Raw genomic sequence first — 19,602 nt, forward strand, 5'->3', positions numbered from 1 at the left:
GGCGGGCTGGCACCGGGCGGCTTGAACTTCGATGCCAAGGTGCGTCGCGAATCGTCCGACCCGCAGGACCTGTTCCTGGCCCACATCGGCGGCATGGACGCGTTCGCACGCGGGCTGGAAGTGGCCAACGCGCTGCTGACCGCCTCGCCGCTGGAACAGTGGCGCGCCGAGCGTTACGCCAGCTTCGACAGCGGCGCCGGCGCGGACTTTGCCGCAGGCAAGACCACGCTGGCCGATCTGGCCAAGCACGCGGCCAGCAATGCGCCCCAGCAACTCAGCGGCCGCCAGGAAGCGTATGAAAACCTGATCAATCAGTATCTGACGCGTTGATGTCCCGTGGCCGGCGGCGCATTGCGTCGCCGGCCGATGGCGGCCACCCCCGTGGACGCTCCCTTGCACGTTCCCAGGTGAACCCATGTCCAGTGTTTCCATTGACGGCGCCCCCGATGCCGGCGAGAACACCCGTTTCATCATCCTGATTAGTTGCGTGGCCACGATCGGTGGCTTCCTGTTCGGCTTCGACAGCGGCGTGATCAATGGCACCGTCGACGGCCTGAAACAGACCTTCCAATCCACCGCCGCCGAGACCGGCTTCGAGGTCGCCTCGATGCTGCTGGGCTGCGCCATCGGCGCCTTCTTTGCCGGCCGCCTGGCCGACCGCTGGGGCCGCCGCGCGGTCCTGATCATTTCCGCTGCGCTGTTCCTGCTCTCGGCCATCGGCGCCGGTGCTTCGCACAGTTCCGGCTTCTTCATCTTCGCCCGCGTGATGGGCGGCTTCGCGGTGGGGGCGGCCAGCGTCATTTCGCCGGCCTACATCGCCGAGGTCGCCTCCGCGCGCTATCGCGGCCGGCTGGCCACGATGCAGCAGATCGCCATCATCAGCGGGCTGTTCTGCGCGTTTCTGAGCAACTACCTGCTGGCCAACGCCGCCGGCGCTTCCACCGAGCCGCTCTGGGCCGGGCAGGCCGCCTGGCGTTGGATGTTCTGGATGCAGGCGGTTCCCTCCATCCTGTTCCTGTTGCTGCTGCTGGTTATCCCGGAAAGCCCGCGCTACCTGGTGGTCAAGGGGCGCCGCGAGCAGGCGCTGGTGGTGCTCAAGCGCCTGTACGGCAACGCCGCCGCGCAGACCAAGCTGGGCGAGATTTCCGCCTCGATGGCGGCCGACCAGCACAAGCCCAAGTTCTCCGACCTGATCAACAAGGCCACCGGCAAGATCCGCCCCATCGTCTGGATCGGCATTGGCCTGGCGGTGTTCCAGCAACTGGTGGGCATCAACGTGGTGTTCTACTACGGCGCGGTGTTGTGGCAGGCAGTGGGCTTTTCCGAGCAGGATGCGCTGTTGATCAACGTGCTTTCCGGCGGCCTCAGCATCGGCGCCTGCCTGGTCACGGTGATGCTCGTGGACAAGATCGGCCGCAAGCCGCTGCTATGGATCGGCTCGGCCGGCATGGCCGTCTCGCTGGCCTTGGTGACCTACGCGTTTGCCACTGCCTCGCTGGATCCCAACGGCAAGCTTGCGATGTCCGATGCCATGGGCATGCTCGCCCTGGTGGCCGCCAACGTCTACGTGGTGTTCTTCAACGCCTCGTGGGGCCCGGTGATGTGGGTGATGCTGGGTGAAATGTTCCCCAACCAGATCCGCGGCTCGGGCCTGGCCATTGCCGGTGCCGCGCAGTGGACGTCCAACTTCGCCATCACCGTCAGCTTCCCGATCCTGCTCGGCAGTATCGGTCTGGCCGGTGCCTACGGCATCTACACCGTCGCCGCCTTCATCTCGGTGTTCTTCGTGCTCAAGTACGTCTACGAGACCAAGGGCAAGGAGTTGGAGCAGATGGAGGGCTGATGGCATTTATGCCGATATCGGCATCGAAAACAAAGAAGGCCGCGCACTGCGCGGCCTTCTTTGTTGAGTGAGTCAAGTGAGAGGCGAGGTAACGACAGTCACCAATCGCACCACTGAAGTGCAAGAATATTGGGCAGGGATGGCGCAAAGAGCTGTTGCGCTTATCACTCTCGCGATCTGTGCGCTTCAGCTATACGCGGCGTGGCAAATGGCTTCACACTAGACAAAATTCGTCGACGAACCAGGGAGTGGTTGTATGGCAGTAGCAAGAGAGCTGGCTGAAGGGCTTCTGCTCAGTCTGGGTTATTGCGTTGTCTACTTGCTTGTCTGGCATCTGTCTGTTGATCAATGGTATCTACCGGCTGGCCTGAGGGCTGCGTCGCTTTTATTCATGCCATACCGTCGTTGGCCGTTTCTCTTAGTGGGGGATGCCGCCGCAATGCTCTGGTTGCGTGTCCCGATGTTGGAGACAAGGGATTACGCCCCGATTTGGGCATACCTGAGTCCTTTCCTACTCGCGCCTGCGGTCGCCCTCGCTGTGTCGGGAATTCGCCGTCATACACCAGACGTCATTACCCGTAATCGCATTCTTCCCATCATGGCGATTCTCGCTTTGTGGAGTACGTTGTGTGGCATGGCGTTGAATGTCACGCTTGGTGGCCCGATAGCTAGCTCTCCCCTTGAGATTCTGTTGAGGACTTGGCTGGGTTCATACCTCGGCATTTTGATGTTTTTGCTGCCGGGTTTGCTTTGGTACCGGCGTGCTGAAAGCTATCTTCGCGACGATTTGGTGCGTGACAGTGCAGTTGCCGGATTTGCGATGGCAGCATTGTTTTGCACCGCCAATGTTGTTCCTGAGCCACTCCTACGACAGGTTTTGATGGCGTCGCTTACTGGGCCAGCAATCGTTCTGACGCTCCGTCATGGCTGGCGGGGAGCCGCGGCTGGCGCCTTGCTGGCAAACCTTATTGCAGCGTTGTCTAGGTCGAAGTACGGAATCGCCGCATATGACTCCGAATTGTTCAGTGTCCAGCTACTGATTGCAGTGATTGCGACGGGACTCTTTGTCCTCGGTTCACGGTTGGCCTCCGCATACACGCAGGCAGGGAGCCAGGAGCAGGCACAACTGGCCGCATTGCAGTTTGCTCAGGCGGGCTATCTGGCTGCAGAGCGCACCCTTCGCAATCGCGTTGTGGATTATTCGGATATAAATGTTCATATAAACCGGTTACGCAAGGATTGTGTCGCTCAACTGCGTGAGCGTGGGCATCACGCAGCAGCCATGGAAATGACCAGAGCAGGAGTCATCGAGTCGCGATTGCTGCATGAGTATGTCGGGGGATTATATCCGCTAGAAATCGAAACGCATGGGGTGTACCAGGCGCTGCGCTCACCCGTACTGGCACGGTTTTATAACACTGAGATCCATCACGCGCTGCGTGGTAATTGTGGCGATCTATCACTTGGCTTGCAGCTGGCAGCGTATAGGTGCGCTCTCAACGCGTTCGAAATGCTTCCCCAAGCTAAGCGGCACCTTGTGCAAGCTCGCACATGGAAAAGTGGTGGTTCACAGGGCGTTGTTATCAGAATCTTCGCTGACAGTTCATTGCTGGATGTAGTGCAGCGCGACACAACTGAGGCGGGTGCCGAATTGCGGGCGCGACTGAAAGCGCATGGCGGCATGTTTCGCCGCCGCCATACGCGAGCCCTGAGTCTGCTAGTCGCCGAGCCCGTCTCGATCACTTTGTCCGTGTGACAATCCAGCGCTCTCCAGCAGTGCCCGGGATGAGATGCACCGTGAAGTTATCGGTCTGATAAACCAATTTTGCGAGCGTTGGTCCCGTCAACGTCGAAACCATCACACGATTGACGTCCTTACCCATCGGCAGCACCCACAGAGCCTCGCCTGCGCGACCAACCGCGCCACGCACTACGCCAGCTGCATCGTTGATCTGTAGATACAGCATGCCCTCGCGTTGAAATTCGTAAATCCGCCAGGTTGGATCTACTGCAAGATTGGTTGCGTCGGGCACGGACGCGCCCAGGCCCGTGGCAGCCAGCGTGGCAACTGTTCCATCGCCTGGGCAGCATGCACTTGCTGAACCGGTAACCGCCAGCATCGCGATGGCGGCGGCGCCTAGGGTCTTAAATGCCAGCTTTGCCTTCACTTCCATGACTTCGCCTTCTCCCGTTCACGGGAAACATTCGCCTGCAATTCAGGCATGCCTACGGTACGTGTTTCTCCGTAGTTTCGTGAGTGACTAAGTCAAAAGTTGCTGCACTTGCCTTGCGTCAATGTGTTGACGCTATCTGGGTGTCAACTCTCCTGGTTGACTTCCATAATTCTTGCTACCTTTTATTTGTATACTGTGGAATGCCGAGAGCTGACAGGATTCGTCATACATTGTGTGTCCCCACTTGCATGGACTTGATGCCACGGTTGTAGAAATTGAGAAGGCAGGTTTTTAAAGTCATATAACTTTGTGGCAAGTAGCGGTTTATTCGAAATGCGTAACCCGCCCACCTGGAAATTATTAGGTTTTCCATTTAAATGCACGATAGTCGGCGAGTCGTCTCGGATCGAATGGGTCACCGGGGTGCATAAGCGACTCATTGCAGTGCTAAAGAAATCGAGTGTCGCGGGTGGTGCGCGCCTTCCGGTTGTGGGACAAGAAGATGAACGCAAGCGCGCAGGATAGGAAGAGCTGACGTTCTTTCGCGGAATTAATGTTACTTTATAACAAATCATCGCCGCCGCGCAGTCTTGCCTCCCGTGTCCTATCTCCCGTTGTGTTGGATGTGTTGTCTGGAATCGCGCCGCAGTCAGTGCTGCGGTCTGCGGTGTCCGGTCGATTGCTCGGGTCTTGAGGTGCGCGCATGAAGCGCCGTCACCTCCTGCAGGGCGCCGCTGCAGTGTTGATGCTTTCGCCGGCGTTGGGGTCTGCACAAGGACTTCCCGTCTTACGGGCATGCAGCATGCGGCAGCAGGGCGAGCTGCTGCGCCTTCGGTTGGAGCTGGGCGCACAGGTTGCCTATCGCAGTTTCCGGTTGACCGGTCCCGAGCGTGTGGTCATCGATCTGCCTGGCGTGTCGTCGCAGTCGCCGCGCATTGATCCGATACCGGGCGGCGCTGCGGTGACCCGCATACGCAGTGCGCCGCATCTGGATGGCCTGCGCGTCGTGCTCGACCTGCAGCAGCCATGTTCGACCAACCTGCATTGGGAAGCCGGCGCGCTGGTGCTGGAGCTTGCCGCTATGCCTGGCAGCGTAGTGTTGTCCACGAGCGATGGCGCGCCAGCAGCAACGGCGACGGGGCAGACAGAGCCACCGCAGCCGGCTCATTCACGCCTGCGCCCTTACGTGGTCGCGATCGATGCCGGCCACGGCGGCAAGGATCCGGGGGCGGTCAGTGCCGATGCGCGTTACGAAAAACATGTCGCCATGGCGGTCGCCGGGCGGTTGCATCGACGCCTGGCGTCCGATGCGCGCTACCGGCCGACCATGATCCGCAGCGATGACCGCTTCGTGCCGCTGCACGAGCGCGTGTTGATCGCCCATCGCCACAATGCGGACCTGTTCGTCTCCATCCATGCCGATGCCGCACCAACGCGCCAAGCGCAGGGCGCCTCGGTGTTTGCACTGTCGCAGACTGGCGCCAGCTCCGCACTGGCGCGCTGGATCGCCGATAGCGAAAACGCTGCCGACGACATGGGAGACACCGTGCGCCGGCTGCGGGTGCCGAGCAATCCGGTGTTGTCGCAGGTGCTGGCCGATCTGTCGCTGAGCGGCACCATCGCCAGCAGCCAGGCATTCGGCACGTTGATGTTGGAACGCCTGCAGCAGGTGACGCGCCTGCATCAACACCAGGTGGGGCAGGCCGGTTTTGCGGTGTTGAAGTCGCCGGACATTCCGTCGCTGCTGGTGGAAACCGGCTTCATGAGCAATCGCGACGATTGCAGCCGCCTGTGCAGCGATACGCATCAGGACGAACTCGCGCAGACATTGCATGCGGGAATCGACGACTACTTCGCTGCGTTTCCTGGTCGCGCCTGAGGCGCGGTCGTCACCTTTATCTTCGACGAGATCCCGATGTCCGCTACGCTTCCCGATGTTGCTGTGACCGAACCATCAACGCTGAGCGCGCCCCTGCGATGGGTGGGCATGCAGGACATCGCCATTCCCGTGCAGTTGGAGGCCGGTGGCGGCCAGCTTGCCGCGCGCGCCAGCGTGCAGGTCGATCTGCCGCGGGCAGAGCTGAAAGGCATCCACATGTCGCGGCTGTACCGCCTGCTGGATACGCAGCTGCAGCAACCAGTGTCGCCGGCCATGCTCTCGGGGTTATTGCAGGCGCTGATCGAAAGTCATGCCGATTGCGCGAGCCGCGCCGCTCGGCTGACGCTGAGCGGCGAACTGATGTTGCGCACGCCGGCATTGCGCAGTGAGGGGCTCAGTGGCTGGCGTGCCTATCCAGTGCACATCGCCGCGCAATGCAGTGCAGGGCGCACCACGATCCAGCTCCAGGCGGAGGTGTTGTACGCCTCTACCTGCCCCTGTTCGGCAGCGTTGTCGCGGCAGCTGCTGAGCGATGCATTCGTGCAGCAACATGCCGGGCGCGATGCGTTGGCGCTGGACGAGGTTGCGCAATGGCTGCAGGACCACGGTTCCTACGCCACGCCGCATAGCCAACGCAGCGTGGCGCAGGTACGCGTTGAGCTGCCCGCCGATGCGCAGCGCTTGGCCATCCGGCAACTGGTCGGTCTGTGCGAGCAGGCGTTGGCGACGCCGGTGCAGGCTGCAGTGCGGCGACCCGACGAACAGGCATTTGCGCGCTTGAATGGCGCAAACCTGATGTATGTCGAAGATGCGGCGCGGCGCCTGCGCCAGCAGCTGGCAGAGCACTATGCGGCCTTCCATGTGGCGGTACGCCATCTGGAAAGCCTGCATGCCCACGACGCCGTCGCCGAAACCGACAGCGACGACGCGGTGCTTGGGCCGACGACCATGTGAGCAGATGCAATGCACTGCAAATTCCCAGGGCGGCCGGCACGCATGGTGCACGGGCGAAACACCTCCACTCACGTCACCGCGCAGCGAATGCGTACCGGCGAGCGCGCAGCGATGAGGCCCGTTCTCTGTGTGCTGATGTGGCTGATCTGAGCTGCGTCCCTGAGATCGACACATCGTCTGACGCTTGCCATGCGATGCCCCGAATCTGCATGCGTGTTGGCTGGGGCGCGTTGAGGGCCTTGGCCGTATTGCATCCCGACAACGCACTGCCGCATTGCGGATTTTTGAGATGGAATCCGGCGCCGCGGAGGCGGTAACCAACCTCGACCAATCCCGGGCTCCTGCGGTCCTGACCGGGCTAGATGCGAGGCGGAGATGGTTGCGGCCTGCGCGATGGCACGCAGGCCAATGCACATGCAAAGGGCCTGCGCCACAACGCAAAAGCCCCGCATTGCGGGGCTCTGGCGTCTAGCAGTCAGACCGATCGTGGTGCTCCCTAGGGGACTCGAACCCCTGTTTTAGCCTTGAGAGGGCCACGTCCTAACCATTAGACGAAGGGAGCGCTTTTGTCACGTCTTGTGCAGCGCGCTAGTATAGTGAGGTAATAGCCGTTGGGCAATCCTGCAACACAAGACGGAAGCGCCATCATCGAACCCTCAGTTACATCTCCGTTCACGCTGCGCGTCATTCCACGCGACCAGCACACCATCTCGCGCAAGGACATCAGCCCCAACGCGTTGCGCGTGTTGTACCGCCTGCGCGAGTCGGGCTTTGGCGCCTATCTGGTCGGCGGTGCGGTGCGCGACCTGCTGGTCGGCGGCCACCCGAAGGATTTCGACGTGGCCACCGACGCGACGCCGGAAGAGGTCAAGGCGCTGTTCCGCAACTGTCGTCTGATCGGCCGCCGTTTTCGTCTGGCACATGTGGTGTTCGGTCGCGAAATCATCGAAGTGGCCACCTTCCGCGCCAACGTCGACGATGGCAGCGGCGACCGCGAACTCGATAACGGCCGGCTGGTGCGCGACAACGTTTACGGCACCATCGAAGACGACGCGATCCGCCGCGACTTCACCTGCAATGCCCTGTATTACGCCATCGAGGATTTCTCGGTACGCGATTACTGCGGTGGCTTCGAAGACGTGCAGGCGCGCCTGATGAAGTTGATCGGCGACCCCGAGCTGCGCTACCAGGAAGATCCGGTGCGCATGCTGCGCGCGGTGCGCCTGGCGGCCAAGTTGAATTTCGACATCGAAGCCGGCACTGCCGAACCCATTCCGCGTCTGGCCGGGCTGCTGTCCGAAGCTGCGCCTGCGCGGTTGTTCGAAGAAATCCTCAAGCTGTTTCTGTCCGGGCACGGTGTGGCCAGCTTCGAAGGCCTGGAGCGCTATGGCTTGCTCGGCGTGCTGTTTCCCGAAAGCGCGGCGGCATTGAAGTCCAATCGCAGTGGTGCGTTGCGCGCCATGGTGCTGGAAGGCCTGCGCAATACCGATGCACGCGTGGCCAACGACGAGCCAGTGTCGCCGGCCTTCCTGTTTGCATTGCTGCTGTGGCCGGCGTTCTGCCGCACCCTGATGGCTCTGCAGGCGCAAGGCGTGCAACCGGAAGATGCGCAGCGCCGTGCGGCCGATCGCGTCACCTTGCATCAGCTGGAGCGCGTCGCGTTGCCGCGCCGTTTCTCGCTGCCGATGCAGGAAATCTGGTTGCTGCAGACGCGCTTCTCCTCGCGTCAGCGCAAGCGGGTGTTCCGCACCTTGTCGCATCCGCGCTTCCGCGCGGCGTTCGATTTCCTGGTGCTGCGTCAGTTCGCATCGCCCGATCACGCGGCCGATGTGGAGTTCTGGCGCGAGGCGCAGAAGTCGTCCGGCCAGGAGCTGGTGGATGCGATCGAATCGGCGCAGGCCGACCAAGACGGCGATGAGGGCGCACCGCGCAAGCGTCGCCGACGCCGCCGTCGGACCGGCGCGCCCGCAGGCGAGTAGGGCATGCAGACCGCCTTTGTCGGCCTGGGTGCCAACCTGGGCCAGGCCGAGGCCAGCGTGCGCGCGGCCATCGCCGCGCTGGGCGCCGTGCCGCAGACCACGCTGATCGCCGCTTCGCGTTTGTATCGCACGCCGGCCTGGGGCCGCGAAGACCAGCCCGATTTCATCAATGCTGTGGCCCAGCTGCGCACCGGTCTTGCGCCGCTGCCGTTGCTGGAGGCCTTGCTCGGCATCGAACAGGCGTTCGGCCGCGAGCGTCGCGCCGGCGAGCGCTGGGGCCCGCGCACGCTGGACCTGGACCTGCTGCTGTACGCCGATCAGGTGATCGACCTGCCGCAGTTGCAGGTGCCGCATCCGCATCTGCACGCGCGCGCCTTCGCCCTGCTGCCGCTGTCGGAGCTGGCGCCGGAGGCGATCATCCCGGGGCATGGAACAGTGCGGCGCGCCCTGCGCGCCATCGATACCTGCGGGCTGGAGCCGATTGGGTAGATAATGGCCGGCTTATCACCCCACGTAATGACTTCATGAGCAGCCACGCCGACAGCAAGCCCTGGACCGTGCCCGCCTTGGCGCAGGCCAAGCGCGAGGGTCGAAAACTGGTCATGTTGACCGCGTACGACGCCGGTTTCGCGCGCACCTTCGACGCCCATGGCGTGGACCTGATCCTGGTCGGCGATTCGCTCGGCATGGTGGTGCAGGGACACGATTCCACCTTGCCGGTGACCACCGCCGACATGGTCTACCACACCGCCGCGGTGGCCCGTGCGCTCGATCGCGCCTTGCTGGTGGCCGACCTGTCGTTCCAAGCCGATGCCACCCCTGAACGTGCATTGGATGCCGCCACCCAGCTGCTGCAGGCCGGCGCGGAAATGGTCAAGATCGAAGGCGCCGGGCACAAGCTGGAAGTCATCCGTTACCTGGTCGAGCGCGAGATCCCGGTCTGTTCGCACCTGGGCCTGACGCCGCAATCGGTGCTGCGGTTTGGCGGCTACAAGTTGCAGGGCCGCGGCGAAGCTGGCGAGCAGCTGCGTCGTGACGCACAGGCGGTGGTCGATGCCGGTGCGAGCTTGTTGGTGCTGGAATGCGTGCCGACACCGATCGCCACGCAGATCAGCGCCGACCTTAGCGTTCCCACCATCGGAATCGGTGCCGGCCCCGGCTGCGACGGCCAGGTGCTGGTGATGCACGACATGCTTGGGCTGGACAGTGGCCACCGCCGGCCCAAGTTCGTCAAGGATTTCCTGGCCGAAGGCGGCTCGGTCGCCGGCGCGGTGCGCGCCTATGCGCAGGCCGTGCGCGACGGCAGCTTTCCCGATGCAGAGCACGCGTACGCCGCATGATCCAGACCCTGACCGATCTTTCCGCATTGCGCGCCCTGGTCAATGGCTGGAAGCGCGAGGGCCTGCGCGTGGCGCTGGTGCCCACCATGGGCAACCTGCACGCCGGGCATTATTCGCTGGTGATGCTGGCGCGCCAATACGCCGACCGCGTGGTCTCCAGCGTGTTCGTCAACCCGACCCAGTTCGGCCCGAATGAAGATTTTGCGCGCTACCCGCGCACGCCCGAGGCCGACCTGCGCGGCCTGGAAGATGCAGGCTGCGATGCGCTGTGGCTGCCGGATGTGGACACCATGTACCCGCTCGGCACCGCGCTGGCTACGCCGATCCACGCGCCCGGTGTCAGCGATGTGCTGGAAGGCGAGTGCCGGCCAGGGCATTTTGATGGCGTGTGCACCGTCGTGGCGCGCTTGTTCAACCAGGTGCAGCCGGACGTGGCCGCCTTCGGCAAGAAGGATTACCAGCAGTTGGCGGTGATCCGGCAGATGGTGGCCGACCTGGCGTTTCCGATCGAAATTTTGGGCGGCAGCATCGTGCGCGAGGCCGATGGCCTGGCGATGAGTTCACGCAACCAGTATCTGTCGGCGGAAGATCGCCCGATCTCGGCCACGATCCGCAAGGTGCTGTTGCAGATGCGCGACAGCTACGCCGCCGGCACGCCGCGTGCGCAGGTGGAAGATGCCGCCAGCCAAGCGCTGGAACAGGCCGGTTTCCGGGTCGATTACGCGGTGGTGCGGCTGCCTGACCTCAGCGAGCCGGGCGACAGCTACACCGGCGCGCGCGTGGCCTTGATCGCGGCTCGCCTGGGCAACACGCGTCTGATCGACAACCTGGAATTCTGAGCAGGCCGACGCAGCGATGCGGCGTCTGAGCGGTCCGGAGCGCCAGCGAACGGGGGCGCGCGTTTGTTCGCGCTGCGCGGGCCTGAAGCCCTCACCACCGGCGGCCGCGCAATCCGGTGGGGGGCGGGCGCTTTCCGCTAAAATGCCGGCTTTCCTTTTGTCGTTGCCTTCCGTCCATGCATCTGTCCCTGCTGAAAGCCAAGATCCACCGCGCCACCGTCACCCATTCCGAGCTCAACTACGAAGGCTCGATCGCCATCGACGGCCTGCTGCTGGAAGCGACCGGCATCCGCGAATTCGAACAGGTCCATATCTGGGACGTCACCAACGGTGCGCGTTTCAGCACCTATGCCATCCGCGCCGAAGAGGGCAGCGGCATCATGTCGCTCAACGGCGGCGCAGCGCGTCACGTGCAGGTGGGCGATCTGATCATCGTGGCGGCGTTCGCCAGCATGAGCGAAGACGAAGCCAAGACCTTCAAGCCCAATCTGGTATATGTGAACGCGCACAACGCGATCTCCCACACCAACCACAGCATCCCCACGCAGGCCGCATGACACAGACCAACGGATTCGACGCGCTTCACGCCCACGCCCAGCGCCTGCGCGGCGCTGCCATCCCCGCATTGCTTGCCGCCGAGCCGCAGCGGCCCACGCAGTACGCCAGGCAAGTCGGTCCGTTGTATTTCAACTTCGCGCGGCAGAAGTACGACCGCGCCGCGCTTGATGCGTTGTTCGCCATCGCGCGCGAGCGCGATCTGGCCGGCGCGTTCCAGCGCCTGTTCCGTGGCGAGCAGGTCAATGTCACCGAACAACGCGCGGCCTTGCATACCGCATTGCGCGGCGATTTGACCGACGCGCCCGTGGCATCGGAGGCCTACGCCACCGCTGCAGAAGTGCGCCAACGCATGGGTGCGTTGATCCAGCAGCTGGAAGCGACCGAGGTCACCGACATCGTCAGTGTCGGCATCGGTGGCTCGGACCTGGGTCCGCGGCTGGTGGCCGATGCACTGCGTCCGGTGAGTGGGGCGCGGTTCCGCGTGCACTTCGTCTCCAACGTCGACGGTGCGGCGATGCAGCGCACGCTGGCCACGCTGGATCCGGCACGCACCGCCGGCATCCTGATCTCCAAGACCTTCGGCACCCAGGAAACCCTGCTCAACGGCAGCATCCTGCATGCCTGGCTCGGTGGCAGCGAGCGGCTGTACGCAGTCAGCGCCAACCCCGAGCGCGCCGCCAAGGCCTTCGATATCGCACCGGGCCGCGTGCTGCCGATGTGGGATTGGGTGGGCGGGCGCTACTCGCTGTGGTCGGCAGTGGGTTTCCCGATTGCATTGGCCATTGGTTTCGAACGTTTCGAACAACTGCTGGAAGGCGCCGCGCAGTTCGATGCACATGTGCTCAACACGCCGCTGGAAGAAAACGTCGCGGTGTTGCACGGCCTGACCGCAGTGTGGAACCGCAACCTGCTCGGTAGCGCCACGCACGCGGTGATGACCTACGACCAGCGCCTGGCGCTGCTGCCGTCGTACCTGCAGCAGCTGGTGATGGAGAGCCTGGGCAAGCGCGTCAAGCTCGACGGCTCGGCAGTGGACAGCGACACCGTGTCGGTGTGGTGGGGCGGCGCGGGCACCGATGTGCAGCACAGCTTCTTCCAGGCGCTGCATCAGGGAACCAGCGTGGTGCCGGCCGATTTCATCGGCACCGTGCACAACGACGACCCGTACGCGGAAAACCATGTCGCGCTGATGGCCAACGTGCTGGCGCAGACCGAGGCGCTGGCCAATGGCCAGGACAGCAGCGACCCGCATCGCAGCTACCCGGGCGGCCGCCCGAGCACGGTGATCCTGCTCGATGCGCTCACCCCGCAGGCACTGGGCGGGCTGATCTCGATGTACGAGCACAGCGTCTATGTGCAATCGGTGATGTGGGGCATCAATGCGTTCGACCAGTTCGGCGTGGAGCTGGGCAAGCAGCTGGCCAGCCAGTTGCTGCCGGCGCTGAAGGGCGAAGCGGCCGATGTGGCCGACCCGGTGACACGCGAGCTTCTGAGCAAGTTGCGCGGCTGAGCAGTTGCGCATCGCACAGACAGAGAACGGGGCCTGCGGGCCCCGTCTTGTTTTGGACGACATGGCCGACTGCGTTGAGGTCAAAATGGACAAATTTCCTAAATTGGGAATTTGAGAGTAGGCTGATCGCCAACACTCCGTCCGGACTGCCCCCATGTCGCGCTTCCAGGATCTGCCCGATCTCGAAAAATCCCCCGCTGCCGACATCAAGGTAAAAGGTTGGCCCAGCCTGATGCGCAAGGTGCGCTCGCACGGGGCGGTGGTGATCACCAACCACAATCATCCCGAAGCGGTAGTGGTGGATGCCGAGGCGTATCGGCGCCTGGTCAATCAGGCGAGTGCGGCGGCCGCAACCTCGGCGCGCGCGCAGTCGCTGCAGGCTTTGCAGGCGAAGTTCGACGCGCATCTTGCCGCAGCGACCGAGGGTGCGGGCGTGGCCAAGGCGATCGCCACGCCGGCGCGCCGCGGCCGCAAGGTCGCCTTGGGCCCGTCGCTGTAAGCGATGGGCAATCTTCTGGTGCTGGCTGGCGTCAATGGTGCAGGCAAGAGTTCGTTACTGGGTCGTTTTCTGCAAGAGGACGGCGCCACCTGGTTCAACCCGGACGCCTTCACCAGGGACTTGGTGGAGCAGGGCTGGGCGCCTGCAGAAGCGAACGCGCAGGCCTGGCAGGAAGGCGTACGGCGGCTGCGCCAGGCCATGGCCGATAACAGCGATTTCGCCTTCGAAACCACGCTGGGCGCCACGACCATTCCGCGCCTGCTGCGCGAAGCCTGTGCCCAGCACACGGTGGCGGTCTGGTTCTGCGGGTTGGCGACGGTGGAGCTGCACATCGAGCGCGTGGCGGCGCGGGTTGCGGCTGGCGGACATGCCATTCCCGAACACAAGATCCGCGAGCGTTACGATGCCTCGCGGGCCAACCTGATCGCGTTGCTGCCCGATCTGGCCGTGCTGCATGTCTACGACAACAGCGCACCGGCCGATGCCGCGGGTCAGGCATCGCCCATGCTGGTACTGGAACTGGACCGCAGCGGCCTGCAATACCCGCAGACGCCGGACCAATTGGCGCAGGTACCCGATTGGGCCAAGCCCATCGTGATGACGGCGCTGGAGTTACGGCAGTGCTGAGCGGCGCACTCAGGCACGTGCGTCAGATCCGTCTCACCGACGTAGCCAGAGACCCATCGACCGTACCCGTAGGAGCGCACCGGCGCGCGACAGGCCACATCGGCAACGCTCCTCGTGCCCGTGCGCGCTCCTACCGGTCTGCGACAGCAGCGGGAATGCCCCGCTGCACGTGTCGGCTGTCGCGTCATCCAGCGCCGCAACTGGAAACGGCAGCGCTTACGCCTTGCTCAACTGCACGGCCACCGGGTCGCCGGTGAGATAACCCACCGCTCCACCGAAGCGGTCCTTGTAGTTGGCGCGGACCAACGGATCCAGGGTGGCCTTGACGGTGTCGTGCAGCGGGCTTTCCCAGTCGCCGGGATGCTGGAAGTTGCTCATCACGTAGGTCCAGCCGTGGATCTCGTCGACGGCGTGCAGGCCGGTCGATTCGGCGCCGGCCGGCACCGACAGCACGCGCGTCAACGTGCCGCTGTCCACGTTGTAGGCCCACAGGAAATTGTTGACATGCAGGCTGCTGTCTTCGCCGATGAACAAGGTGCGCAGCGATTCGGAGAACTTGAGGTTGTCTGGGTTGGCGATCCGTTCGGGGTCGGCCAGGTTGCCCAGTGCGTCGGCCTTGGCCAGGTTGTGGCCGGTGAGGGCAGCCGGGGCGGCCATGTCGATCGGCACCCAATCGCTGTGGATCGGGGCGCCCTGGCTGTCGCGCTGGCCGCCACGCAGGTTCAAGGCGTACACCGCGCCAGCTTCCGGACCCTGCACTTTCACATCGCCCGAGCCGTTGAGCATGCTGGTGACGATGTAGGACATCGCCATGTAGGCGACCTTGTCGCGTGCGTTGACGGTGGTGCCTTCGAGCTTGGTGAAGCCCAGGCTGCCGCCGGCCAGCGCGGCATAGCGATGGGTTTCCAGATACGTGGCAGCCTTCTCCATGCCGGGTTTGATGCGGATCCAGTTGAAGGTGCCGTTGAACGGAATCTTGGTGAACGAAGCATCGCCCGGGTCGCTCAGGTGCACGTCGAGGATGTCGGCGGCGGTGAGGCGGTCGGCCATGGCCTGGATCTCGGCACTGGTGGCGTGGCCGAGCTTGATCCAGCGCAGCGTGGCCGCGCCCGGGCCGATGCCCGAGGTCTGGTGCCACTTGCCGACATACAACGTGCCGGCGGAGAGATCGGCCTTGCGGTCGGCGATGAACATGAAGAGCCCGCCGTTGGTCGCGTCGTCGCCCATCAGCACGGTGCGCTGGTCGGGCATCACCTGCACCAGCTCGTGCGAGATGCGGCCCAGGCAGTAGTGCTTGCGCACGCTGCCGGTGCCGTCCGGGTGCACGGTGATTTCTGGCAGATGGCCGTAGTGGTACGGATTGGCTTTATTCGGGTCGCCGTACAGATGCGTGCTGTAGCTGCGGAACTGGGTGTTGCCGGCCAATGCCGTGGCATCGGGCTCGTATTCTTCGCTGGACAGGTGGGTATTCCACGGCGACAGGCTGGCGCCGCAGGTGGTCCACAGCCCATGGACCGGTGCGGTGTCGACGTTGTGGTACTTCACCAGCGAGAGCTTGCCGGTGGCCGGGTCCTGATCCAGCGTCAACACGGCGATCGGCGCAGGCAGGTGACGGTTGGTGTCGTTGCCGGCCTGGTCGCGGGTGGTGTATTCGAACTGCACCACTGCGAACACGTGGTTGCCCTTGACGCCCGGCACCTTGGCATTGGGCAGGGTCAGTAGCGAGGAGCCGTCCGGGCAATCGGAAAAGAACGGACGTTCGGCACCGGGTTTGGAGCGGTCGATGATCGGGCGATGCTGGATGTCGTAGTACCCGCCAGCCAGCACGGTGCCGCCGTTGCCGTCCGGCACCTGATCGCCGGTGATGAAGAAGGGGTGGTAGGCCAGTGCGTAGCGCTGCGTGCTGCCGTCGCTGCGGGTCACGCTGAGTGCCGAACCGACCGTGGTGGTGGCCATTGCCGCCGGGTCGGCCAGGCTCGGCGCCGGCATGCCGTGGAAGGTGGCCGAGACCAGGCGGGGCGGGTTCTCCGATGGCCGCAACGGGCGCGCGGCCCACGCCGCACCGCCAAGCTGTTGCAGGGCGGCAGCGCTGGCGTTGCCGAGCGGCAACAGGGGAACGGCCGCCAGCAATTGCATCAGGCGACGACGGGAGGGGTCGGGGGAGGGGGACATCGAAACTCCAGGCAAAGGCGACGATCGACGATGGCAATGGCGCATCGCCAAGCCGGTCACGCTAGGCCGCTGGTATGACACTTGTTTGACAGCAGGCTCACCCGTTGGCCTGGGTTCGAACGTGTCGTGGCAAGCGAGCGCTGCCAGGTTCCCTTGACACGCCGATGCTGCGCATTGGTCAGACCGGCGGGTGGTGCGATGCAGCAAAGTGCATCTGCTCGCGCTGTCAGACGCGGCAGCGGATTGGGTGGTTTTGCGCGGTTTCACAGGTGCTGCCGGTATTCCAATGCTATAGCCGCGGCCAATAAGTTGCCCGGTATTCGGCATACGGGCAGCTGTGGTTGACAGGGTAGGGGAATCACGCAAGCGTACGCCGCCTAATGGCCTGCGGCGCAACGCGTCGCCGTGGGAGAACCACCCTGGAGAAACGAATCTTGGACAAGCTGCTCCGTCGTACCGCCGCGCCCGTCGCGCGTCGCGCCCTCTGCCTGGCCACCGCTGCGGCGGTGCTGATGCTGGCCGCCTGCCAAGGCAAGGACACTGCTGCCGAAGCGAGCAAGACCGCCCCGGCCGCCGCACCTGCCGAGGCGTCGACCGCCATCCATCCGGATCAGTGGCCGTCGCCGAAGTGGCCGTTCCCGCAGGACGCGGCGCTGGAGCAGCGCATCACCGATGTGATGGCCAAGATGAGCGTGGAAGAGAAGGTCGCCCAGACCATCCAGGGCGATATCGCCAGCATGACCCCGGATGACGTGCGCAAGTACCGCATCGGCTCGGTGCTGGCCGGCGGCAATTCCGATCCGGGCGGCAAGTACAACGCCAGCCCGGCCGAATGGTTGAAGCTGGCCGACGCGTTCTATGAAGCGTCGATGGACACTTCCAAGGGCGGCAACGCGATTCCGATCATCTTCGGCATCGATGCGGTGCACGGCCAGAGCAACATCGTCGGCGCCACGCTGTTCCCGCACAACATCGGCCTGGGCGCCACGCGCAACCCGGACCTGATCAAGAAGATCGGCGAAGTCACCGCTGCCGAAACCCGCGTCACCGGCATGGAGTGGACCTTCGCGCCCACCGTGGCCGTGCCGCAGGACGACCGCTGGGGCCGCACCTACGAAGGCTATTCCGAATCGCCGGACGTGGTGGCCAGCTTTGCCGGCAAGATGGTCGAAGGCGTGCAGGGCGTGCCGGGCACGCCGCAGTTCCTGGACGGCAGCCACGTGATTTCCTCGGTGAAGCATTTCGTCGGCGATGGCGGCACCACCGACGGCAAGGACCAGGGCGACACCAAGGTGTCCGAAGCCACCATGCGCGATATCCACGCTGCCGGTTATCCGCCTGCGATTGCCGCTGGCGCACAGAGCGTGATGGCCTCGTTCAACAGCTTCAACGGCGAAAAGATGCACGGCAACAAGGTCATGCTGACCGACGTGCTCAAGGGCCGGATGAATTTCGGCGGTTTCGTGGTCGGCGACTGGAATGGCCACGGCCAGGTCAAGGGCTGCACCAACCAGAACTGCCCGGCCTCGTTCATTGCCGGTGTCGACATGGCGATGGCCGCCGACAGCTGGAAGGGTATCTACGAAACCGAACTGGCGGCGGTGAAGTCCGGCCAGATTTCGGCCGAGCGTCTGGACGATGCCGTGCGCCGCATCCTGCGTGTGAAGATGCGCCTGGGCCTGTTCGAGGCCGGCAAGCCGTCCAAGCGCCCACTCGGTGGCAAGTACGAATTGCTTGGCGCACCCGAACACCGTGCGATCGCCCGCCAGGCGGTACGTGAGTCGCTGGTGCTGCTGAAGAACCAGGCCGGCATCCTGCCGCTGAATCCGACCAAGCGCGTGCTGGTGGTGGGCGATGGCGCCAACGACATGGGCAAGCAGTCCGGCGGCTGGACCCTGAACTGGCAGGGCACCGGCACCAAGCGCAGCGACTACCCCAACGGCACCACCATCTGGGAAGGCCTGGACAAGCAGATCAAGGCCGCCGGCGGCAGCGCCGAGTTGGCCGTGGACGGCGCCTACAAGACCAAGCCGGACGTGGCCGTGGTGGTGTTCGGCGAAAACCCGTACGCCGAATTCCAGGGCGATATCGCCACCTTGCTGTACAAGCCGGGCGACGAAAGCGAACTGGCCCTGATCAAGAAGCTCAAGGCCGACGGCATCCCGGTGGTGGCGGTGTTCCTGAGCGGGCGTCCGCTGTGGATGAACCAGTACATCAACGCCTCCGACGCGTTCGTCGCTGCCTGGTTGCCGGGTTCCGAAGGCGAGGGCATTGCCGACGTGCTGCTGCGCAAGGCCGATGGCTCGGTGCAGAACGACTTCAAGGGCAAGCTCAGCTTCTCCTGGCCCAAGACCGCGGTGCAGTTCGCCAACAACGTCGGCCAGAAGGACTACGACCCGCAGTTCAAGTTCGGCTTTGGCCTGACCTATGCCGACAAGGGCGACCTGGCGGCGTTGCCGGAAGAGTCGGGCGTGTCCGGAGAGCAGTCGGTAGGCGGGATGTACTTCGTGCGCGGCAAGCCGGCACTGGGTATCGCGATGCAGCTGTCCAACGCCGGCCAGGCCAACATGCCGGCAACCACGCTGCCGGTGGGCCTGTCCGATGGCAGCCTGAAGATGAGCGCAGTCGATCACAAGGCGCAGGAAGATGCGCGCCGTCTGGTGTGGTCCGGCAGCACCGCCTCCAGCGTGTTGCTGGTGTCCGCCAAGCCGGTGGACGTCTCGCGTGAGAGCAACGGCGATGTGCAGTTGCAGCTGACCCTGCGCCGCGACAGCGCCGTGACCGCGTCGGTGTGGCTGGGCGTGGGCTGTGGCGACAAGTGCGGTGGTCGCGTGGATGTGCGCAAGACCCTGGCCGCGCTGCCGCAAGGCCAGTGGAAAGTCGTCGGCGTGCCGCTCAAGTGCTTTGCAGTGGCCGGTGCCGACGTGAGCAAGCTGACCCAGGTCGCCAGCATCGAAAGCGCCGCCGCGCTGGACCTGTCGGTGTCCAAGGTGGCGCTGGGTGCGCTCAACGAAGCCGAAGTTACCGTCGACTGCCCGGTCAAGTAAGCAGCATTCCCGCAGGCGTAGGCGCGCCTGCGGGAGATCGGATGAAACAGGCGCGTCGCCAGTGTTGGCGGCGCGGTATAGCGGCCACCCTGATCGGTGGTGTCATCAGCCGCCGCGGGACGCGCGCGTCGATCGGCCGGGATGGCCTGCAGCTGCGGTTCGCCGCGCTGCCGTGACGCAC

Annotated in this window: 16 protein-coding genes, 1 tRNA gene and 1 pseudogene; 15 read left to right on the plus strand and 3 right to left on the minus strand. The window is 64.2% G+C overall.

The genetic code is table 11. The features are described from left to right. From LN450_RS14115 to LN450_RS14125, 3 genes and pseudogenes are all read left to right on the plus strand, one after another. Positions 1-330: pseudogene (locus LN450_RS14115) on the plus strand (xylose isomerase); the annotation flags it as partial. 85 nt (positions 331-415) lie between these two features. After that, positions 416-1,843 (plus strand): sugar porter family MFS transporter, encoded by a 1,428-nt coding sequence (locus tag LN450_RS14120; RefSeq protein WP_008571269.1) that lies wholly within the window; start codon positions 416-418, stop codon positions 1,841-1,843. Positions 1,844-2,099: 256 nt separating this feature from the next. Then, positions 2,100-3,599, plus strand: coding sequence for an MASE1 domain-containing protein (locus LN450_RS14125; protein WP_011347137.1), 1,500 nt, complete (start codon positions 2,100-2,102; stop codon positions 3,597-3,599). Here the strand turns inward: LN450_RS14125 and LN450_RS14130 are convergent. Further along, entirely contained in the window at positions 3,583-4,017 is a 435-nt protein-coding gene (locus tag LN450_RS14130; protein ID WP_011347138.1) for a hypothetical protein, read from the minus strand. The two genes, LN450_RS14125 and LN450_RS14130, sit on opposite strands and share 17 nt — an antisense overlap. 703 nt (positions 4,018-4,720) lie before the next feature. On the opposite strand from LN450_RS14130, the gene LN450_RS14135 reads away from it, so the two are divergent. Both LN450_RS14135 and folE2 read left to right on the plus strand, forming a co-directional pair. Further along, a complete protein-coding gene (locus tag LN450_RS14135) occupies positions 4,721-5,896 on the plus strand; it encodes an N-acetylmuramoyl-L-alanine amidase (RefSeq protein WP_011347139.1) in 1,176 nt (391 codons plus the stop codon). Positions 5,897-5,932: 36 nt separating this feature from the next. Next, positions 5,933-6,850 (plus strand): GTP cyclohydrolase FolE2, encoded by a 918-nt coding sequence (gene folE2, locus LN450_RS14140; protein WP_011347140.1) that lies wholly within the window; start codon positions 5,933-5,935, stop codon positions 6,848-6,850. Positions 6,851-7,337: 487 nt separating this feature from the next. Here folE2 and LN450_RS14145 read toward each other — a convergent pair. Further along, positions 7,338-7,412 (minus strand) — tRNA-Glu (locus LN450_RS14145). 49 nt (positions 7,413-7,461) lie between these two features. Here LN450_RS14145 and pcnB point away from each other — a divergent pair. From pcnB to LN450_RS14185, 8 genes are all read left to right on the plus strand, one after another. After that, positions 7,462-8,829 carry a polynucleotide adenylyltransferase PcnB gene (gene pcnB, locus LN450_RS14150; protein ID WP_008571264.1) on the plus strand — a complete coding sequence of 456 codons (1,368 nt, stop codon included), beginning with the start codon at positions 7,462-7,464 and terminating at the stop codon, positions 8,827-8,829. A gap of 3 nt (positions 8,830-8,832) precedes the next feature. Then, on the plus strand, positions 8,833-9,318 hold the full coding sequence (gene folK, locus LN450_RS14155; RefSeq protein ID WP_011347141.1) for a 2-amino-4-hydroxy-6-hydroxymethyldihydropteridine diphosphokinase: 486 nt from the start codon (positions 8,833-8,835) through the stop codon (positions 9,316-9,318). 35 nt (positions 9,319-9,353) lie between these two features. Next, the gene (gene panB / locus LN450_RS14160) at positions 9,354-10,169 is read left to right on the plus strand and encodes a 3-methyl-2-oxobutanoate hydroxymethyltransferase (RefSeq protein ID WP_228892821.1); all 816 of its coding nucleotides are present in this window, start codon (positions 9,354-9,356) and stop codon (positions 10,167-10,169) included. Further along, a complete protein-coding gene (gene panC / locus LN450_RS14165) occupies positions 10,166-11,008 on the plus strand; it encodes a pantoate--beta-alanine ligase (RefSeq protein ID WP_011347142.1) in 843 nt (280 codons plus the stop codon). Before panB ends, panC begins: the two co-directional genes overlap by 4 nt. 176 nt (positions 11,009-11,184) lie before the next feature. Further along, complete coding sequence (panD, locus tag LN450_RS14170) at positions 11,185-11,565, plus strand: aspartate 1-decarboxylase (protein WP_008571260.1); 381 nt, start codon at positions 11,185-11,187, stop codon at positions 11,563-11,565. Then, complete coding sequence (gene pgi, locus LN450_RS14175) at positions 11,562-13,076, plus strand: glucose-6-phosphate isomerase (RefSeq protein WP_011347143.1); 1,515 nt, start codon at positions 11,562-11,564, stop codon at positions 13,074-13,076. The genes panD and pgi overlap by 4 nt, the downstream gene beginning before the upstream one ends. Before the next feature lie 154 nt (positions 13,077-13,230). Continuing rightward, positions 13,231-13,575: a type II toxin-antitoxin system prevent-host-death family antitoxin gene (locus tag LN450_RS14180; RefSeq protein WP_011347144.1), complete on the plus strand. Its 345-nt coding sequence runs from the start codon at positions 13,231-13,233 to the stop codon at positions 13,573-13,575. Between the two features lie 3 nt (positions 13,576-13,578). Then, entirely contained in the window at positions 13,579-14,202 is a 624-nt protein-coding gene (locus LN450_RS14185) for an ATPase (RefSeq protein ID WP_011347145.1), read from the plus strand. A gap of 216 nt (positions 14,203-14,418) precedes the next feature. On the opposite strand, the gene LN450_RS14190 is transcribed toward LN450_RS14185, so the two are convergent. Then, on the minus strand, positions 14,419-16,374 hold the full coding sequence (locus LN450_RS14190; RefSeq protein WP_011347146.1) for a PhoX family protein: 1,956 nt from the start codon (positions 16,372-16,374) through the stop codon (positions 14,419-14,421). A gap of 434 nt (positions 16,375-16,808) precedes the next feature. Between LN450_RS14190 and LN450_RS14195 the strand changes: the two genes are divergently transcribed. Together LN450_RS14195 and LN450_RS23190 are read left to right on the plus strand one after the other, a co-directional pair. Further along, a complete protein-coding gene (locus LN450_RS14195; protein ID WP_039419191.1) occupies positions 16,809-19,421 on the plus strand; it encodes a glycoside hydrolase family 3 protein in 2,613 nt (870 codons plus the stop codon). Positions 19,422-19,462: 41 nt separating this feature from the next. Next, entirely contained in the window at positions 19,463-19,597 is a 135-nt protein-coding gene (locus LN450_RS23190) for a hypothetical protein (RefSeq protein WP_008571254.1), read from the plus strand. Positions 19,598-19,602: the final 5 nt, after the last annotated feature.

Origin of the sequence: Xanthomonas euvesicatoria pv. euvesicatoria, from assembly GCF_020880415.1 — a bacterium.
Classification (GTDB): Bacteria; Pseudomonadota; Gammaproteobacteria; order Xanthomonadales; family Xanthomonadaceae; genus Xanthomonas; species Xanthomonas euvesicatoria.

Coding starts and splice junctions, on each gene's coding strand:
- LN450_RS14120 (WP_008571269.1), top strand. CDS start 416: ATGTCCAGTGTTTCCATTGACGGCGCCCCCGATGCCGGCGAGAACACC.
- LN450_RS14125 (WP_011347137.1), top strand. CDS start 2,100: ATGGCAGTAGCAAGAGAGCTGGCTGAAGGGCTTCTGCTCAGTCTGGGT.
- LN450_RS14130 (WP_011347138.1), bottom strand. CDS start 4,017: ATGGAAGTGAAGGCAAAGCTGGCATTTAAGACCCTAGGCGCCGCCGCC.
- LN450_RS14135 (WP_011347139.1), top strand. CDS start 4,721: ATGAAGCGCCGTCACCTCCTGCAGGGCGCCGCTGCAGTGTTGATGCTT.
- folE2 (WP_011347140.1), top strand. CDS start 5,933: ATGTCCGCTACGCTTCCCGATGTTGCTGTGACCGAACCATCAACGCTG.
- folK (WP_011347141.1), top strand. CDS start 8,833: ATGCAGACCGCCTTTGTCGGCCTGGGTGCCAACCTGGGCCAGGCCGAG.
- panB (WP_228892821.1), top strand. CDS start 9,354: ATGAGCAGCCACGCCGACAGCAAGCCCTGGACCGTGCCCGCCTTGGCG.
- panC (WP_011347142.1), top strand. CDS start 10,166: ATGATCCAGACCCTGACCGATCTTTCCGCATTGCGCGCCCTGGTCAAT.
- panD (WP_008571260.1), top strand. CDS start 11,185: ATGCATCTGTCCCTGCTGAAAGCCAAGATCCACCGCGCCACCGTCACC.
- pgi (WP_011347143.1), top strand. CDS start 11,562: ATGACACAGACCAACGGATTCGACGCGCTTCACGCCCACGCCCAGCGC.
- LN450_RS14180 (WP_011347144.1), top strand. CDS start 13,231: ATGTCGCGCTTCCAGGATCTGCCCGATCTCGAAAAATCCCCCGCTGCC.
- LN450_RS14185 (WP_011347145.1), top strand. CDS start 13,579: ATGGGCAATCTTCTGGTGCTGGCTGGCGTCAATGGTGCAGGCAAGAGT.
- LN450_RS14190 (WP_011347146.1), bottom strand. CDS start 16,374: ATGTCCCCCTCCCCCGACCCCTCCCGTCGTCGCCTGATGCAATTGCTG.
- LN450_RS23190 (WP_008571254.1), top strand. CDS start 19,463: ATGAAACAGGCGCGTCGCCAGTGTTGGCGGCGCGGTATAGCGGCCACC.